The sequence below is a fragment of the Lysobacter yananisis genome (assembly GCF_031199375.1).
Lineage (GTDB): Bacteria > Pseudomonadota > Gammaproteobacteria > Xanthomonadales > Xanthomonadaceae > Lysobacter > Lysobacter yananisis.
The window spans coordinates 4,330,896-4,345,740 of the sequence record NZ_CP133568.1 but is presented as its reverse complement, the minus strand read 5'-3'; the positions used below and the strand labels follow the sequence as shown (position 1 = coordinate 4,345,740).

At 71.9% G+C, this 14,845-nt stretch carries 20 protein-coding genes; 16 read left to right on the top strand and 4 right to left on the bottom strand.

The window, feature by feature from the left end; all coding sequences use genetic code 11:
- Positions 1-154 precede the first annotated feature (154 nt).
- The 14 genes from ccmA to RDV84_RS18230 all read left to right on the top strand — a co-directional run bounded on the left by ccmA (position 155) and on the right by RDV84_RS18230 (position 11,062).
- A complete protein-coding gene (gene ccmA / locus RDV84_RS18290) occupies positions 155-1,015 on the top strand; it encodes a heme ABC exporter ATP-binding protein CcmA (protein ID WP_425606235.1) in 861 nt (286 codons plus the stop codon).
- Between the two features lie 148 nt (positions 1,016-1,163).
- The gene (gene ccmB / locus RDV84_RS18285) at positions 1,164-1,868 is read left to right on the top strand and encodes a heme exporter protein CcmB (protein ID WP_309151141.1); all 705 of its coding nucleotides are present in this window, start codon (positions 1,164-1,166) and stop codon (positions 1,866-1,868) included.
- A gap of 112 nt (positions 1,869-1,980) precedes the next feature.
- On the top strand, positions 1,981-2,733 hold the full coding sequence (gene ccmC, locus RDV84_RS18280) for a heme ABC transporter permease CcmC (RefSeq protein ID WP_250449955.1): 753 nt from the start codon (positions 1,981-1,983) through the stop codon (positions 2,731-2,733).
- Positions 2,730-2,906, top strand: coding sequence for a heme exporter protein CcmD (gene ccmD / locus RDV84_RS18275; protein WP_309151140.1), 177 nt, complete (start codon positions 2,730-2,732; stop codon positions 2,904-2,906). The genes ccmC and ccmD overlap by 4 nt, the downstream gene beginning before the upstream one ends.
- Entirely contained in the window at positions 2,903-3,370 is a 468-nt protein-coding gene (gene ccmE, locus RDV84_RS18270) for a cytochrome c maturation protein CcmE (RefSeq protein WP_078996315.1), read from the top strand. The genes ccmD and ccmE overlap by 4 nt, the downstream gene beginning before the upstream one ends.
- Before the next feature lie 237 nt (positions 3,371-3,607).
- Positions 3,608-5,626 carry a heme lyase CcmF/NrfE family subunit gene (locus RDV84_RS18265; RefSeq protein ID WP_309151139.1) on the top strand — a complete coding sequence of 673 codons (2,019 nt, stop codon included), beginning with the start codon at positions 3,608-3,610 and terminating at the stop codon, positions 5,624-5,626.
- Positions 5,623-6,246 carry a DsbE family thiol:disulfide interchange protein gene (locus tag RDV84_RS18260; RefSeq protein WP_309151138.1) on the top strand — a complete coding sequence of 208 codons (624 nt, stop codon included), beginning with the start codon at positions 5,623-5,625 and terminating at the stop codon, positions 6,244-6,246. The genes RDV84_RS18265 and RDV84_RS18260 overlap by 4 nt, the downstream gene beginning before the upstream one ends.
- Positions 6,247-6,350: 104 nt before the next feature.
- Positions 6,351-6,794, top strand: coding sequence for a cytochrome c-type biogenesis protein (locus RDV84_RS18255; RefSeq protein WP_078996361.1), 444 nt, complete (start codon positions 6,351-6,353; stop codon positions 6,792-6,794).
- 11 nt (positions 6,795-6,805) lie between these two features.
- Positions 6,806-7,837 carry a tetratricopeptide repeat protein gene (locus RDV84_RS18250; protein WP_425606370.1) on the top strand — a complete coding sequence of 344 codons (1,032 nt, stop codon included), beginning with the start codon at positions 6,806-6,808 and terminating at the stop codon, positions 7,835-7,837.
- A 57-nt stretch (positions 7,838-7,894) separates the two neighbouring features.
- On the top strand, positions 7,895-8,017 hold the full coding sequence (locus tag RDV84_RS26830) for a DUF6053 domain-containing protein (protein ID WP_425606236.1): 123 nt from the start codon (positions 7,895-7,897) through the stop codon (positions 8,015-8,017).
- A 151-nt stretch (positions 8,018-8,168) separates the two neighbouring features.
- Complete coding sequence (gene metX, locus RDV84_RS18245) at positions 8,169-9,329, top strand: homoserine O-acetyltransferase MetX (RefSeq protein ID WP_309151136.1); 1,161 nt, start codon at positions 8,169-8,171, stop codon at positions 9,327-9,329.
- Positions 9,326-9,922 (top strand): cysteine dioxygenase family protein, encoded by a 597-nt coding sequence (locus RDV84_RS18240; RefSeq protein WP_057947848.1) that lies wholly within the window; start codon positions 9,326-9,328, stop codon positions 9,920-9,922. Before metX ends, RDV84_RS18240 begins: the two co-directional genes overlap by 4 nt.
- Before the next feature lie 113 nt (positions 9,923-10,035).
- Entirely contained in the window at positions 10,036-10,488 is a 453-nt protein-coding gene (locus RDV84_RS18235; protein WP_309151135.1) for a DUF2214 family protein, read from the top strand.
- Positions 10,489-10,501: 13 nt separating this feature from the next.
- On the top strand, positions 10,502-11,062 hold the full coding sequence (locus tag RDV84_RS18230; protein WP_309151134.1) for an AAA family ATPase: 561 nt from the start codon (positions 10,502-10,504) through the stop codon (positions 11,060-11,062).
- A gap of 31 nt (positions 11,063-11,093) precedes the next feature.
- Here RDV84_RS18230 and RDV84_RS18225 read toward each other — a convergent pair whose 3' ends face one another.
- From RDV84_RS18225 to RDV84_RS18215, 3 genes are all read right to left on the bottom strand, one after another.
- Complete coding sequence (locus RDV84_RS18225) at positions 11,094-11,360, bottom strand: hypothetical protein (RefSeq protein ID WP_078996321.1); 267 nt, start codon at positions 11,358-11,360, stop codon at positions 11,094-11,096.
- Between the two features lie 157 nt (positions 11,361-11,517).
- Positions 11,518-12,258, bottom strand: coding sequence for a CPBP family intramembrane glutamic endopeptidase (locus tag RDV84_RS18220; RefSeq protein WP_309151133.1), 741 nt, complete (start codon positions 12,256-12,258; stop codon positions 11,518-11,520).
- 137 nt (positions 12,259-12,395) lie between these two features.
- Complete coding sequence (locus tag RDV84_RS18215; RefSeq protein ID WP_309151132.1) at positions 12,396-12,854, bottom strand: hypothetical protein; 459 nt, start codon at positions 12,852-12,854, stop codon at positions 12,396-12,398.
- Positions 12,855-13,136: 282 nt separating this feature from the next.
- On the opposite strand from RDV84_RS18215, the gene RDV84_RS18210 reads away from it, so the two are divergent.
- Positions 13,137-13,688, top strand: a complete 552-nt coding sequence (locus tag RDV84_RS18210) for a hypothetical protein (protein WP_309151131.1) — start codon at positions 13,137-13,139, stop codon at positions 13,686-13,688.
- Between the two features lie 52 nt (positions 13,689-13,740).
- Here RDV84_RS18210 and RDV84_RS18205 read toward each other — a convergent pair whose 3' ends face one another.
- Positions 13,741-14,043: a hypothetical protein gene (locus tag RDV84_RS18205; RefSeq protein ID WP_057947855.1), complete on the bottom strand. Its 303-nt coding sequence runs from the start codon at positions 14,041-14,043 to the stop codon at positions 13,741-13,743.
- A 265-nt stretch (positions 14,044-14,308) separates the two neighbouring features.
- Between RDV84_RS18205 and RDV84_RS18200 the strand changes: the two genes are divergently transcribed.
- Positions 14,309-14,743, top strand: a complete 435-nt coding sequence (locus RDV84_RS18200; protein ID WP_309151130.1) for a hypothetical protein — start codon at positions 14,309-14,311, stop codon at positions 14,741-14,743.
- The last annotated feature ends 102 nt before the right edge of the window (positions 14,744-14,845 follow it).

Here is a 14,845-nt window from a genome sequence, read left to right as displayed (position 1 = left end):
CTTTCGCTCCTGCTTGACCACTGGTACCTGGCCGCCCTCTCCAATCCCGTCATTCCGGCGAAAGCCGGAACCCCATGTTGACTTTGCCCCTGGCAACCAGCGCGGCGACGCGGGTACGGCCACAAGATCAAAATGGGTTCCGGCTTTCGCCGGAATGACGGGTCGCAGGGCTCGGGCTTGGCCCCTGGCCCTTGAGCCGAGGACCCGGCCTCGACGCGACGCAGCAACGAACCGCCTTCCACGAACCGTATCGATCGCCGGCACCCGACCCGCCCGCCCCCGGCACTCACTGAACAGGACGACTCGCATAAACTCCCCGATCCGCGGCCGCCCGGCCGCACGGTATCCCTTCCTTCCGCACGACCGCCCGGTGACCGCCCTGCCCTCCGCCGCCCCACCGTTGCTGCACGCCCGTGGCCTGCGCTTCGCCCGCAACGACGAACCCGTGTTCGGGCCGCTGGAGTTCGCGGTCGAGGCCGGCGAGGCCTTGCTGGTGCAGGGCGACAACGGCGCCGGCAAGACCACCTTATTAAGAGTGTTGGCCGGGCTGCTGCGCGCCGACCACGGCGAGGTGGCGCTGCAAGGGCAGCCGGCCGACCCGGCCCGGCGCGCCCGCGCGATCGCCTACCTGGGCCACCTGCCCGGGCTCAAGGCCGATCTGAGCGCGCTGGAGAACCTCGATTTCCTGTGCGGCCTGCACGGCCGCCGGCCGAGCCAGGACGCCGCCGGCGCGCTGGCGACCGTCGGCCTGGCCGGGTACGAGGACGCGCTCGCCCGCCAGCTCTCGGCCGGGCAGAAGAAACGCCTGTCGCTGGCGCGGCTGTGGATGTCGCCGGCGCCGCTGTGGCTGCTCGACGAGCCCTACGCCAACCTCGACCTGGAAGGCATCGAGCTGGTCAACCGCATGGTCCAGGCGCACCTGCGCGAAGGCGGCGCGGCCCTGGTCACCACCCACGGCGCCTACGCCGCGCCGCCGGTGCGGACCCGCCTGCTGATCCTGGAGAAAGCCGCATGACGGCCAGGTCCCGGTCCGCGATCGCGAACGCCCGTGCGATTGCCGGCTCGCCCGCGGCGGCCGCAAACGGCCGCTCGCGCGCCGCGATACGCACCGCCGCGGCCCGCCTACCCGCCCACGCCCGCCCGCGCGCGGCGGAGCCCCACGCATGAGCCCGGCCACCGACGCCGCCCTCGCGCCCGGCCTGATCGGCTCGGCCCGCGCCCTGATCGCGCGCGACCTGCGCCTGCTCTGGCGCCGCCGCGGCGACGCGCTGCAGCCGGCGCTGTTCGCCCTGCTGACCGTGATGCTGTTCGCGCTGGCGCTGGGCGGCGAACGCGCGGCGCTGGCCAAGGTCGCCGCCGGGGTGCTGTGGCTGGCCTGCCTGCTGGCCGGACTGCTGGCGCTGGAAAGCCTGTTCCGCGGCGATGCCGAGGACGGCTCGCTGGAACAATGGATGCTGGCGCCGGTGCCGCTGGGCTGGCTGGTCGCGGTGCGCACGCTGGTGCACTGGGCCACCACCTCGCTGCCGCTGCTGCTCGCCGCGCCGGTGCTGGGCGAACTGCTGTACCTGCCGCGCGACCAATTGCCGGTGCTGCTGGCCTCGCTGGCGCTCGGCACGCCGGTGCTGAGCCTGCTCGGCGCGGTGGTCGCCGCGCTGACGGTCGGCATGCGGCGCTCTGGTATCCTCGTGGCCTTGCTGGCCTTGCCGTTGTACGTGCCGGTGCTGGTGTTCGGTGCCGGCAGCGTGGCGCGGGCGTCCCAGGGACTGGACCCGGTCGGCGGCTTGCTGCTGCTGGCCGCGATGCTGGCGGTGGCCCTGCTGCTGGCGCCGTTGGCGGCCGCTGCGGCAATCCGCATCGCGTTGAACTGACGGCGCGGCGGCATAGTCGGAACTCTCGTCCTTAGCCCGCGCGCCGCCCAGCGCGCCCAACCGTCCAGGCCGCCCCCGCGACCCAGACGCCAGACCGCGAACGAACCGCTGCATGAATCCGCTCGTCCTGTGGTTCCACAAACTCGGCTCGCCGCCCACCTTCGACCGCTTCGCCGCGCGCTGGGCGCGCTGGGGCTACGGATTGGGCCTGCTGGTCATGGCCTGGGGCATCTATAGCGCGCTGTTCGTGGCGCCGCCGCACCGCGAGCAGCTCGACGGCTTCCGCATCTTCTACATCCACGTGCCCAGCGCCTGGATGAGCCTGGCAGTGTTCGCGCTGATGGCGGTCTATGCGGCCATCGCCCTGGTCTGGCGGATCAAGCTGTGCGAGATCCTGGCCATGGCCTGCGCGCCGATCGGCGCCGGCTTCACCCTGATCACCCTGGCCACCGGCTCGATCTGGGGCAAGCCGATGTGGGGCACCTGGTGGGAATGGGACCCGCGCCTGACCACCGAACTGATCCTGCTGTTCCTGTACCTGGGCGTGATCGGCCTGTACCACGCCATCGACGACCGCCGCGCTGCGGCGCGCGCCGCCGGCCTGCTGGCCATCGTCGGCGTGGCCCTGCTGCCGGTGATCCGCTACTCGGTGGTGTGGTGGAACTCGCTGCACCAGGGCTCGACCATCAACATGTTCGGCCCGTCGCACATGGACCCGAGCATGGTGCCGCCGCTGATCTGGATGCTGATCGGCACCAAGCTGTGGTTCGTCGGCGCCCTGCTGGCGCGCGCGCGCGCCGACAACCTGCGCCGCGAATCGGGCAAGGCCTGGGTGACCGAACTGGCGATGGGCAAACGCGCATGACCCACCTTCCCTACATCGTCGGCGCCTACGCCGTGTTCGCGGTCGTGCTGGGCTGGGACTACATCTCCAGCTCGCTGCAGATCCGCCGCGAGCTGCGCATCGCCCGCCAACGCGCCGCGCGCGCGGCCGCCCGTCCCGCGTCGCGCGACGCCTCCACCGAGTTGAGCCGATGAATCCGACCCGCCGCCGCCGTCTGTTGTGGGTGCTGGGCCTGGTCGCCGCCGCCGGCGCGGCCACCGCCCTGGTCGCCACCGCCCTGCAGCGCAACATCGCCTACCTCTACACGCCCAGCGAAGTGCTGCGCGGCGAGGCCGGCGGGCACGCCCGCTTCCGCCTCGGCGGCATGGTCGCCGCCGGTTCGTTCCAGCGCACGACCGGCTCGCTCGACGCCAGCTTCCGGGTCACCGACGGCGACGCGCAGATGCCGGTCAAGTACACCGGCATCCTGCCCGACCTGTTCCGCGAGAAGCAGGCGGTGGTCGCCACCGGCCGGATGCAGGGCGACACCTTCGTCGCCGAAGAAATCCTGGCCAAGCACGACGAGAGCTACATGCCCAAGGAAGTGGCCGACAAGATGGGCCAGGCGCACAAGAAGCACGATGTGGCGGCGCCCGGCGGCGCGGAGGCGGCGCGTTGATCGCGGCGGACGCAGCCCTGCATTCCCGCACCTGCCGCATGCGCCGTCGCCCGGGCGCGAACCGCGCCCGCCTCGCGCCGGCGAGCGCAGCGAGCGTCCATGCAGGCCGCGCGCGCGGCGCACCGGCGCAAGCCCCGCATCCGCATCCGCACGCGCGCCGTCCGCGCATCGAGCCCGCGCGACGCCCGCGACCGATCTTCGCCGCCCGCTCCCCGCACCTCACCAAGGCGCCGCCCCATGCTGCCTGAACTCGGCCAGATCGCCCTCATCCTCGCCCTGCTGATCTCGGCGCTGCAGGCGAGCCTGCCGCTGATCGGCGCGCAGCGCGGCATCGATGCGTGGATGGCGCTGGCGCGGCCGGCCGCGTACTCGCAACTGGTGCTGGTCACGTTCGCCTTCGCCATCCTCACCGAGGCCTTCGTCACCCAGGACTTCTCGCTGCGCTACGTCGCCGAGAACAGCAACACCCTGCTGCCGATGGCCTATCGCTACTCGGCGGTGTGGGGCGCGCACGAAGGCTCGCTGCTGCTGTGGGCGCTGGTGCTGGCGCTGTGGACCGGCGCGGTGGCGCGCTTCTCGCAGGCGCTGCCGGCGCCGGTGATCGCGCGCGTGCTGGCGGTGATGGGCATCGTCAGCGTCGGTTTCCTGGCGTTCCTGATCTTCACCAGCAATCCGTTCGCGCGCCTGCTGCCGGCGGTGGAACAGGGCCGCGACCTCAACCCGCTGCTGCAGGACCCGGGCCTGATCATCCATCCGCCGATGCTGTACATCGGCTACGTCGGCTTCAGCGTGCCGTTCGCCTTCGCCATCGCCGCGCTGCTGGACGGCAAGATCGACGCGCGCTGGCTGCGCTGGACCCGGCCGTGGACCAACATCGCCTGGGCCTTCCTGACCCTCGGCATCGGCCTGGGCTCGTGGTGGGCGTATTACGAACTGGGCTGGGGCGGCTGGTGGTTCTGGGACCCGGTCGAGAACGCCAGCTTCATGCCGTGGCTGGCCGGCGCGGCGCTGCTGCACTCGCAGGCGGTCACCGAAAAACGCGGCAGCTTCCGCGGCTGGACGTTGCTGCTCGCCATCGCCGCGTTCTCGCTGTCGCTGCTGGGCACCTTCCTGGTCCGCTCCGGCGTGCTGACCAGCGTGCACGCGTTCGCCGCCGATCCCTCGCGCGGCCTGTTCGTGCTGATCTTCCTCGGCATCGTGGTCGGCGGCTCGCTGCTGCTGTACGCGCTGCGCGCGCCGTCGGCGCAGGACGATCCGGGCAAGCCGTTCGAGCCGTCCTCGCGCGAAACCCTGCTGCTGGCCAACAACCTGCTGCTGACCACCGCGTGCGCGATGGTGCTGCTGGGCACGCTGTACCCGCTGCTCGCCGATTCGCTGAACCTCGGCAAGATCTCGGTCGGCCCGCCGTACTTCGCGCTGATGTTCGTACTGCTGATGACGCCGCTGGTGCTGCTGCTGCCGTTCGGCCCGCTGTTCCGCTGGCAGCGCGAGCAAGTCTCGCGGCCGCTGGCGATGCTGGTGCCGTGGGCCGGCGTGGCCGCCGGCGCGGCGATCGCCGCGTTCTTCCTGGCGCCGCAGGGCCCGCTCAAGGTCGCCGCCGGCGTCGGCGGCGCGCTGTGGGTCGCCGCGGGCACCGCGCGCTTCGTGTGGACGCGCCTGCGCGGCGACGGCGCGCGGCCCGGCGCGAAGCGCTTCACCGCCGAAATGCTCGGCATGACCCTGGCCCACTCCGGCGTCGCCGTGTTCCTGGTCGGCGCGCTGCTGGTCGAGGGCCTGAGCGTGCAGCGCGAAGTCGCGCTGGCGCCCGGCAAGAGCCTGGACCTGGGCCGCTATTCGTTCCGCTTCGACAGCGTCAAGCACAGCGTCGGCCCGAACTACGAAGCCGACTACGGCACCGTCACCGTGTTCGACGGCGACAGGCAGCTGACCGTGCTGCATCCGGAAAAGCGCGCCTACGCCAGCGGCGGCCAGGTCATGACCGAGGCGGCGATCGCGCGCGGCGTCACTCGCGACCTCTACGTCGCCCTCGGCGAGCCGCTCGGCGACGGCGCCTGGGCGGTGCGCGTGCACATCAAGCCGTTCGTGCGCTGGGTCTGGGCCGGCGCGCTGCTGATGATGCTCGGCGGCTTCGTCGCCGCGGCCGACCGGCGCTTCCGGGTCAAGGCCGACGCGCGCGCCGGCGCCGCGCCGCAGCCGCGCAACGCCGGCGAGCCGCTGCACGCCGTACGCAACACCGCAGGAGAGCAACAGGCATGAACACCCCCGACTCCCGCCCCGGGTCCACCTCCGGCGCCACCCGCTGGCTGCCGCTGGCGGTGTTCGCCGCGCTCGCGATCCTGCTCGCCGCCGGCGTCTGGCTCAGCCGCAACCCCGACCGCGAGAAGCTGCCCTCGCCGCTGATCGGCAAGCCCGCGCCGCGGTTCTCGCTGCCGGTGCTGCACGAGGCCGGGCGCCTGATCTCGACCGAAGACCTGCGCGGCGCGCCGTACCTGCTCAACGTCTGGGGCAGCTGGTGCCCGGCCTGCCGCGACGAACATCCGGTGCTGACCCGCTTCGCCGAGACCAAGCGCGTGCGCGTGGTCGGCTTCAACTGGAAGGACGAGCACGCCGACGCGCTGCGCTGGCTGGAGCAGTACGGCAATCCGTACTTCGTCGTCGCCGTCGATTACGAAGGCAAGGCGGCGATCGACTGGGGCATCTACGGCGCGCCGGAAACCTTCCTGGTCGACGCCCATGGCATCGTGCGCTGGAAGTTCGTCGGCCCGCTCACCGACGCGGTCATCCGCGAACAATTGATTCCCGAGCTCGACCGGATCGCCACCAAGGCCGGTGCCCCCGCCGCGGGCGCTTCGCTCGCAGCCGGGACCGCGCGATGAGCGCCGCCGGCCCGCGCGCCGCCGCGCCCGGCGGCGCCCGCCGCATCGCCGCGACGCTGCGCCACGCGGCCTGCGCCGCGCTGCTGTCGGCGAGCGCCTGCGCGATGCTGTCGGCGCCGCTGTCGGCGCAACCGGCCAACGACCCCGCGCCGCTGCGCTACAGCGATCCCGCCGAGGAGCGCCGTTTCCACGACCTGGTCGCGGAACTGCGCTGCGTGATGTGCCAGAACCAGTCGCTGGCCGACTCCAACGCCCAGATCGCCCACGACCTGCGCCGCGAAGTGCTGGACCTGATGCGCCAGGGCAAGAGCGATGCGCAGATCAAGGAGTTCCTGGTCGCGCGCTATGGCGAGTTCGTGCTCTACCGTCCTCGTGTTGAATCCACCACCTGGCTGCTGTGGTTCGGCCCGGCGCTGGTGCTGTTGGCCGGCGGCTACCTGGTGGCGAGGGTGATCCGTACGCGCGCCAGCGGTACCGGCGCGGACGACGGCACGGCCACCGACCTCGGGCGCACCTCGCGCGGCGGCGAAGACGAACAGGAGTGGTGATGGCGGTGACGATGGGCTCGGGTTCCACCCTCGCGTTCGCCGTGGCGGGCGCGGCGCTGGTGCTGATCGTGCTGGGCTACGCCCTGCATCCGCTGTGGCGCGCGCGTCCGCGGCTGGGCATCGGCCTGGCCGCCTCGCTGGCGCTGGCGACGGCGGCGCTGTACCTGGGCCTGGGCACGCCGCGCGCGCTCAAGCCCGAGCAGCGGCGCGCGCCGCAGACCCTGGCCGAGGCGGTCACCCAGCTGGAATCCGAACTGCAACGCGACCCCAACCAGATCGAAGGCTGGCGCCTGCTGGCCAGCGCCTACACCGCGCAAGGCCTGGCGGTAAAAGCGCGCGACGCCTATGCGCGCGCGCTCAAGCTGGCGCCGGACAATCCCGACCTGCTCGCCGAAGCCGCCGAAGCGCGCGCGCTGGCCACGCGCGAGCGCCGCTTCGACCAGGAAGCGATCCGCATGCTCGAACACGCGCTGCAGCAACAGCCGATGCACCAGCGCGCGCGCTGGTTCCTCGGCATCGCCCAGCGCCAGGGCGAGCGCCCGGCCGACGCGGCCAAGACCTGGGAACCGCTGCTGGCCGTGGTCCAGCCCGGCACCGCGGCGGGCCTGCTCGAACAGATCAACGGCGCGCGCAAGGACGCCGGGCTGGAGCCGCTGTCGCCGCCGGCGCCCGCCAGCGCCGATGCCGCCGCGGCCGGCCCCGGGCTGAAGGTGCGGGTCGAACTCGCGCCCGCGCTCAAGGCCCGGCTGCCGGCCGGCGCCAGCGTGTTCGTGCTCGCGCGCCAGGACGGCGGCCCGCCGATGCCGGTGGCGGTGGAAAAACACCCGGCCGGGAGCTTCCCCCTGGAGGTCACCCTGGACGACGGCGACAGCCCGATGCCGACCATGAAACTCTCGCAGCTGCCCAAGGTGCAGGTGCTGGCGCGGGTGTCGGCCTCCGGCAACGCGATCCCGCAACAGGGCGACCTCGCCTCGGCGCCGCAAACCGTGGCCACCGGCGGCGCGGACACGGTGGTGGTGACGATCGACCGCGTGGTCGAGTGATTCGCTGAAGCCGTCGTTGCCGGACGGCGTCGATGCTCGGTCCCGACGCCTGCTCTTGTGGGAGGGACTTCAGTCCCGACGCTTTCCGCTCGGATCGCCACTGTCTGCAACAAGAGCGTCGGGACTGAAGTCCGTCCCACAAGAGCAAGCCCGGCACCGACCAGTGCCATATCGCGATAACGCAATCGCCGTTGCCGTCGCACCCGCGCGCCATGACGATGGTTTAGGCTGCACCGCGACCGCCGCGCCCGCGACGCGCGGCCCGAACACGCCCAGACGCGTCCACCCCGTTCGCACGAACGCCGGCCCGTGCCGGCCACACGAGCAAGGCATGACCGAATTCATCCCGCCCGGCACCCGCCACATCGACCTGCCCTCGCCGTTCCCGATGAAGCGCGGCGGCGCGCTGACCGGCGCGCGCATCGCCTACGAGACCTGGGGCGAGCTCAACCCGCAACGCGACAACGCCATCCTCATCGTCACCGGCCTGTCGCCCGACGCGCACGCCGCCGCCAACCCGGGCAATCCCGAGCCGGGCTGGTGGGAGGCGATGCTCGGCCCCGGCAAGCCGATCGACAGCGACCGCTGGTTCGTGATCTGCGTGAACTCGCTGGGCAGCTGCAAGGGCTCGACCGGCCCGGCCTCGCTCCACGCCGTCCGCGGCGAGCCCTACCGCCTGGAGTTCCCCGAGCTGTCGGTCGAAGACGGCGCCGACGCCGCCGCGCACGTGGTGCGCGCGCTCGGCATCGAGCGGCTGGCCTGCGTGATCGGCAACTCGATGGGCGGCATGACCGCGCTGGCGCTGCTGATCCGCCATCCCGGCCTGGCCCGCGCCCACATCAACATCTCCGGCGCGGCGCGCGCGCTGCCGTTCTCGATCGCGATCCGCTCTTTGCAGCGCGAGGCGATCCGGCTCGATCCGAAGTGGAACCAGGGCCGCTACGACGAAACCGACTACCCCGAGTCGGGCATGCGCATGGCGCGCAAGCTCGGCGTGATCACCTACCGCTCGGCGCTGGAATGGGACGGCCGCTTCGGCCGCGTGCGGCTGGATTCCGATCGCCTCGACGAGGAACCCTTCGGCCTGGAATTCGAGGTCGAAAGCTACCTGGAAGGCCACGCGCGCCGCTTCGTGCGCCGCTTCGACCCGAACTGCTATCTGTATCTCAGCCGCTCGATGGACTGGTTCGACATCGGCGACTACTGCGACGACGGCGACGGCCTCGACAATGATGAACAGGTGCTGCGCGGCCTGGCCTCGATCCGGATCGAAAAGGCCCTGGCCATCGGCGTGCACACCGACATCCTGTTCCCGCTGCAGCAACAGCGCGAGATCGCCGACGGCCTGCGCGCCGGCGGCGCCGACGCGCGGTTCCTGCCGCTGGAATCGCCGCAGGGCCACGACGCGTTCCTGGTCGACATCGGCCGCTTCGGCCCGGCCGTGGCCGGATTTCTCGCCGACCTGCCCACGGGCGTAGAATCGGCGGCATGAACGCCACCGACGCCCTGCCCGATTTCGACTTCCCCGGCCACGACAAGCTGGTCGCCGCCATCGACGCCGCGGTCGCCGCCGGCGACGAGCACGCGGTCACCGCGGCCTTGCGCAACACGCTGTGCAAGATGATCCGCGACCGCGACGTGAACCTGCCCGACTGCGTGTTCGACCCGATCGAAGACCACTACGCCCGGCGCGAGCTCTACCGCAGCCCCGAACTGGGCTACAGCGTGGTGGCGATGACCTGGGGCCCCGGCCAGGGCACGCCGATGCACGACCACAGCGGCCTGTGGTGCGTGGAAGGCGTGTGGGACGGCGAGTTGGAGATCACCCAGTACGAACTGCTCGAGCGCAACGGCGAAAACTTCCGCTTCCGCGCCGCCGGCGGCATGCACGCCGGCCCCGGCAGCGCCGGCAGCCTGATCCCGCCGCACGAGTACCACACCATCCGCAACGCCAGCGAAGACGCGGTGGCGGTGTCGCTGCACATCTACAAGGCGCCGATGGAATGCTGCTCGATGTTCGTCCCGCGCGAGGGCGAGTGGTTCCGGCGCGTGGACAAGGCGCTGGAAACCGACGAAGCGGCCTGAAGGCAGGAGTGAGCGTGGAGGAGTGAGGAGCGAGCGAAAGCCGCTCGTTCGCCACGGCGCTCCGCCTGCTGCTTGCGCTCACTCCTCACTCCTCCACGCTCACTTCTCGCCTCATGCTCACCGACCTGCTCCTGGCCGCCGTCCACCATCTCCTGCTCTTCGCGCTGATCGCGATGCTGGCGGCCGAAGCGGTGCTGCTGCGCGGTCCGATCGACGCGGCCGCGCTGCGCCGCCTCGCCGGCCTCGACGCCGGCTACGGCATGAGCGCGGTGCTGTTGCTGATCGTCGGCGCGCTGCGCGTGGTCTACGGGGTCAAGGGCCACGCGTTCTACCTGCACAACCCGTGGTTCCACGCCAAGCTCGGCCTGTTCGTGCTGGTCGCGCTGTTGTCGATCCTGCCGACCGTGCGCTTCCTGCGCTGGCGGCGCGCGCTCAAGGCCGATCCGGGCTTCCTGCCGGATCCGCGCCAGGTCGGCGCGCTGCGCCTGCTGATCCGGCTGGAACTGCTGGCCGTGGCCGCGATCCTGGTCTGCGCCGCGGCGATGGCGCGCTACGGCGGCTTCTGAACGGCGCGCCGCGATGTCGCCCGCGCCCGGCGCGCAGCCGCTCGAATTCGGCGGACACGTCCTGCTGCTGTCCGGCCCGCCCGGCGCCGGCAAGACCACGCTGGCGCGCGCGCTGGCGGCGATGCCGGGCTCGGCCAAGGCCCATCTGCACGGCGACGATTTCTGGCGCGCGCTCGGACACGGCGCGATCGCGCCCTACCGGCCCGAGGCGCACGCGCAGAACGCGGCGGTGATCGACGCGCTCGCCGCGGCCGCGCAAGGCTACGCCGGCGGCGGCCTGTTCGTGGTGGTCGACGGCGTGATCGGGCCGTGGTTCCTGGCCCCGTTCCGCCGCCTCGCCGCACCGGTGCATTACCTGGTGCTGCAACCGCCGCTGCAGGCCGCGATCGAGCGTTGCGGCGCGCGCGGCCATGGCCTGAGCGACGCGCAGACGATCGCCGCGCTGCATCGGCAGTTGTCCGAACTGGGCCGCTGGCAGCCGCACGCACTGGCGACCGGCGAGGCGGGCGCGGACGACATCCTGCAATCGATCCTGCGCATCCTCGCCGCCGGCGCGCATCGCCTGCCGGCGTGAGCGCGCGCGACGCGCGGTCGCGCCGCCCGGGTCAGAACACTTCCTGGACCTGGGTTACCTTGCCGTCGCGCACCGTGATCAGCACGGTCTTGTTGCCGAGGAAGTACTCCAGGCGCTCGCCTTCGCGCGCGCCGAACTTGTTCTCGACCGGCACCGTGCGGCTGGGCTGGCCGGCGACTTCGAACACCCGCCCGACCGGGTCGCCGACGCTGACCAGCTTGTTGCCGAAGGCGACCGCCTGGGCGAGCGCCGCGGTCGACAGCGCGGCGAACAGCAAGAACGCGAAGATCTGGCGCATGACGGCTCCTCGTGGTTGGGCGCTTGGGGGATGGGACAGCGCCTTGCGAGCGGATCGTACCCATTAATCGCCGGGGCGCCTGCGCAGGAATCGACATTGTGGAAGCGATCGCGCGCCCGCCGCAGGCCGTGCAGCTGCGGTTCAACCTGGCGCCGCGTCAACCGCCGCCGAGGTACGCGTCGAGATAGGCGCTGAGGTGGAAAGCCAGGTTCGCCACCGAGTGGATCAGCAGCGGGAACAACAGACTGCCGCTGCGAAAACGCAGCCAGCCGCCGGCCAGACTGCCGATGAAGGGGAACAGCGCCGACATCGGGTCGAACGAATACGCGCCGCGCGCATAGCCCAGCCCGTGCCAGAGCCCGAACACCACCGCGGTGGCGACGATCGCCGCCCAGGGCATGCGCTCCTCCCGCCGCGGTTCGCGCCCGCCGATCCAGCCCAGCAACAAGGCCGGCGCGATGCCGCGATAGGCCAGTTCCTCGGCCAGACCGGGCATGCTGACCTGGAACGCGAGCGTTTCCGCGTCCGCCACGCCCGGCTTGAACCACAGTCCCAGGCCCAGCCCCCACACCACGAACAATCCCAGCACCGCCAGGCTGGTGCCCAGGTGCCGCTGGCGCAGCGTCAATCCGAGCGCGGCCGGCTTGATTCCCAGCGCCAGCGCGACCAGCGCGGCCAACGCCAGGCTGTACAGCTTGCCCGACCAGTTCCAGGCGCCGCCGACCACGGCCAGCGCCGGCACGCTCGACGCCAGGCCGGTGACCAGATCGTCGAGCCCGAGATAGAGCGCGAACAGCGCTCCGGCCGCGAGCGTCAGCCGGCGGTCGAAGGGCTTGCACAACGCGAACACCACGAACGCGGCGACGGCGAAGCTGAGAGAGAAGATCGCCGCATCCATCCGATCGCGCTCCGGAACCATGATGCGCCGGCAGCGGCGCGATCGCCGGATGATCGGAATTCGTCTCGACGACGGTCAACCGAAGAAAGTCAGGGTGCCCAATGGCGGCCCGCGCCGCGACGGCGCACGCCGCGGTCTCAGCGCGGCAACAATCGCTCGATTTGTTCGCGCTCCTCCAGCGGGCGCTGGAAACCGCCCGGGTACGCCGGCTCATAACGGTTGCCTTTGAGCGGCACGCCCTTGAGCAGGAAGATGCCGCGCGAGCCGACGACCTGCTCCCGCATCGTTCCCAGTTGGTAGTGCCACATCGACCACAGCGGCACGCGGATGCGCGGCGGCAGCGAGCCGGCGCGGGTGAACAGCACCGATTCGACCTTCAGCTCGAAACTCATGCGGTTGGCCGATCCGGGGCCGGTGCGCGCCGCAGGATCGTCCAGCGCGCGGCCGCGGCCGTCGACCATGTCGACGCCGACGACGGTGGCGACGACGACGTGATCGGACTCGCGCACCAGGTCCTCCAGCGGCTTGGGCGCGATGGACGTGGCGCAGGCAGGGGCGACGAACAAGGCGGCCGCGAAAGCGAGGGCGTATTTCATCGGGGTCTGCATGTCGGGGCGGATCGGGACAGCGTAGCGCGTGCCGGCGATGCGGCGGCGCCGACTTGCGGACGCGGGCAGGCCCGCCACGGGGTCGCGCCCGCCGCAGGCGATGGCGATGGCGATGGCGATAGCCGGAGTATGCTGCGCCGACACGACCGTACGCAGCAACGCTGCCGACGCGTTCGCGGCGCCTGCCTACGGCGTCTGACCGCCGGCCTCGCCTTGGCCGGCGCCCTCCTTTTCGCCCTGTCGACGCCCGCGCCCCGCGCCCGCCCCCGCATGATCCTGAAAAAATTCGAAATCCCGGCCGGACGGCCGATCCCCGAAGACCAACGCGGCTATTTCGGCCCTTCCGCCGAACTGGTCCGGTTCAAGCCCGCGCCGGTGCTGCCGGCCGAGGTCGTCGGCCGCCGGATCGACGAAGTCTGCTCGAACCTGGGCACCTACGGCATGGGCGGCGCCGGCATGTTCGGCCTGCGCCTGGACGCGCAATGGCTGGTGTTCGCGCTGTGGGGCGCGGCGCAATGGATGATCGCCGAGGGGCGCCGGGTCGAGGACGCTCGCTACGCCCGCGACGGCGCGCCGCCGCCGTGGCGCTCGGACCTGGGCGACGAACTTTCCGGCCGGGTGCTCGGCCGCACGATCGCCGCGCTGGACGTGCGCCGCAAATCCATGGACCTGTCGCTCGACGACGGTTTCGCGATCCGCATCGACGAAGACCCGGCCACGCGGCCGATCTGGGAAGGCAACCAGAAACCGCGCAAGTTCGGCTGGCGCGACGACCTGCGCCGGGCGGTGTTCCTGTGCCCGACCGACGAGATCTGGATCTGACCGAAGCGCAGCCGTTCGAGCCCGGATCGACCGCGTCCGGCGCCGCCACGCCTCAGATCGGCGTCTGCTGCCCCACCGCATGCGCCAGGTGCGCGATCGCCTGGCTCATGCCTTCGCGGAACAGCAGATCCGGCGCGTTGGCCAACTGGCGCGGATCGCGCACCAGGCCCAGCGCGTTGGACGAATCCGCGGACGGCGCGCGCGCGATCAACTGCATCGAGAACTCGCGGTAGGCCGAGCACTCGCCCTTCATCCGGGCCAAGTCCTCGGCCATGAACTGCAGCTGCTGCTGCATGTACTGCATCCCCTCTTTGAGCTCCTGCAGCGCGGCGTGTTCGGTCACGTCGTTCCCCATGTGGCAGGTCGGTTGGCGGCGACAGCCTAACCCAGCCGCGGCCGCGGAACTGGGCGCCGGCGCAACTACGTCAAGCGGGCGGGCAAGCGGCCAGGCGCGAGCCGGCAGTGCGTCGCGGATCGGGCGCGCCGTTGTGTCGCGGCGACCGGCCTCCACCGCGGGCCGTGCGTCCGGGCCGGACGACCGCTCGCGCGCCGCCAGGCACGGCAGAATGATGCCGGCGCCGGCTTGGTGCCGGCCTCCCTCCATCGACCGTGCCGCCCCCATGCCCCTGCCGCCCGCCTGCCTGAGCGCCCAACGCTGCATCGACGAATTCGTGCGCGGCGGCGGCGATGCGGACCTCATCGCCGCGACCCTGGACGGTCTGCTCGAACTCGACGAAACCCAGCTCGGCCCCGCCGAAGCGGCCGCCGAACTCGCCGCCCGCCACATCGCCGACTGCCCGCACTGCCGGCCCTGGCACGACGCCCGCGACCCGGTCCGCGCCGCCTGGCGCGCGCGCACCGCCCGCTATTGCTGCGCGGCGATGTTCGAAGCCGTCAACGAACCGCGCGCGCGGCCGACGTTTTCCTTCGCCCTGTTCCGCAACGAGGACCCGTGCTGGCGCATCGACGGGCAATGGAGCTTCGCGCGGTATTGCCCGTGGTGCGGCAAGCTGCTGCCGGAGCGGGCGTTCGAGCCCGGCAGCGCCGGCGACTGATCGCTCGTGCCGTAGCCGAGCCGCGGGAGCGAAGCGCTCGCCGCGGCGGCCGGGTGAATTCAGTCGGCCCCGCCTTGCGACCTGCGCCGCATCGCGCATTGC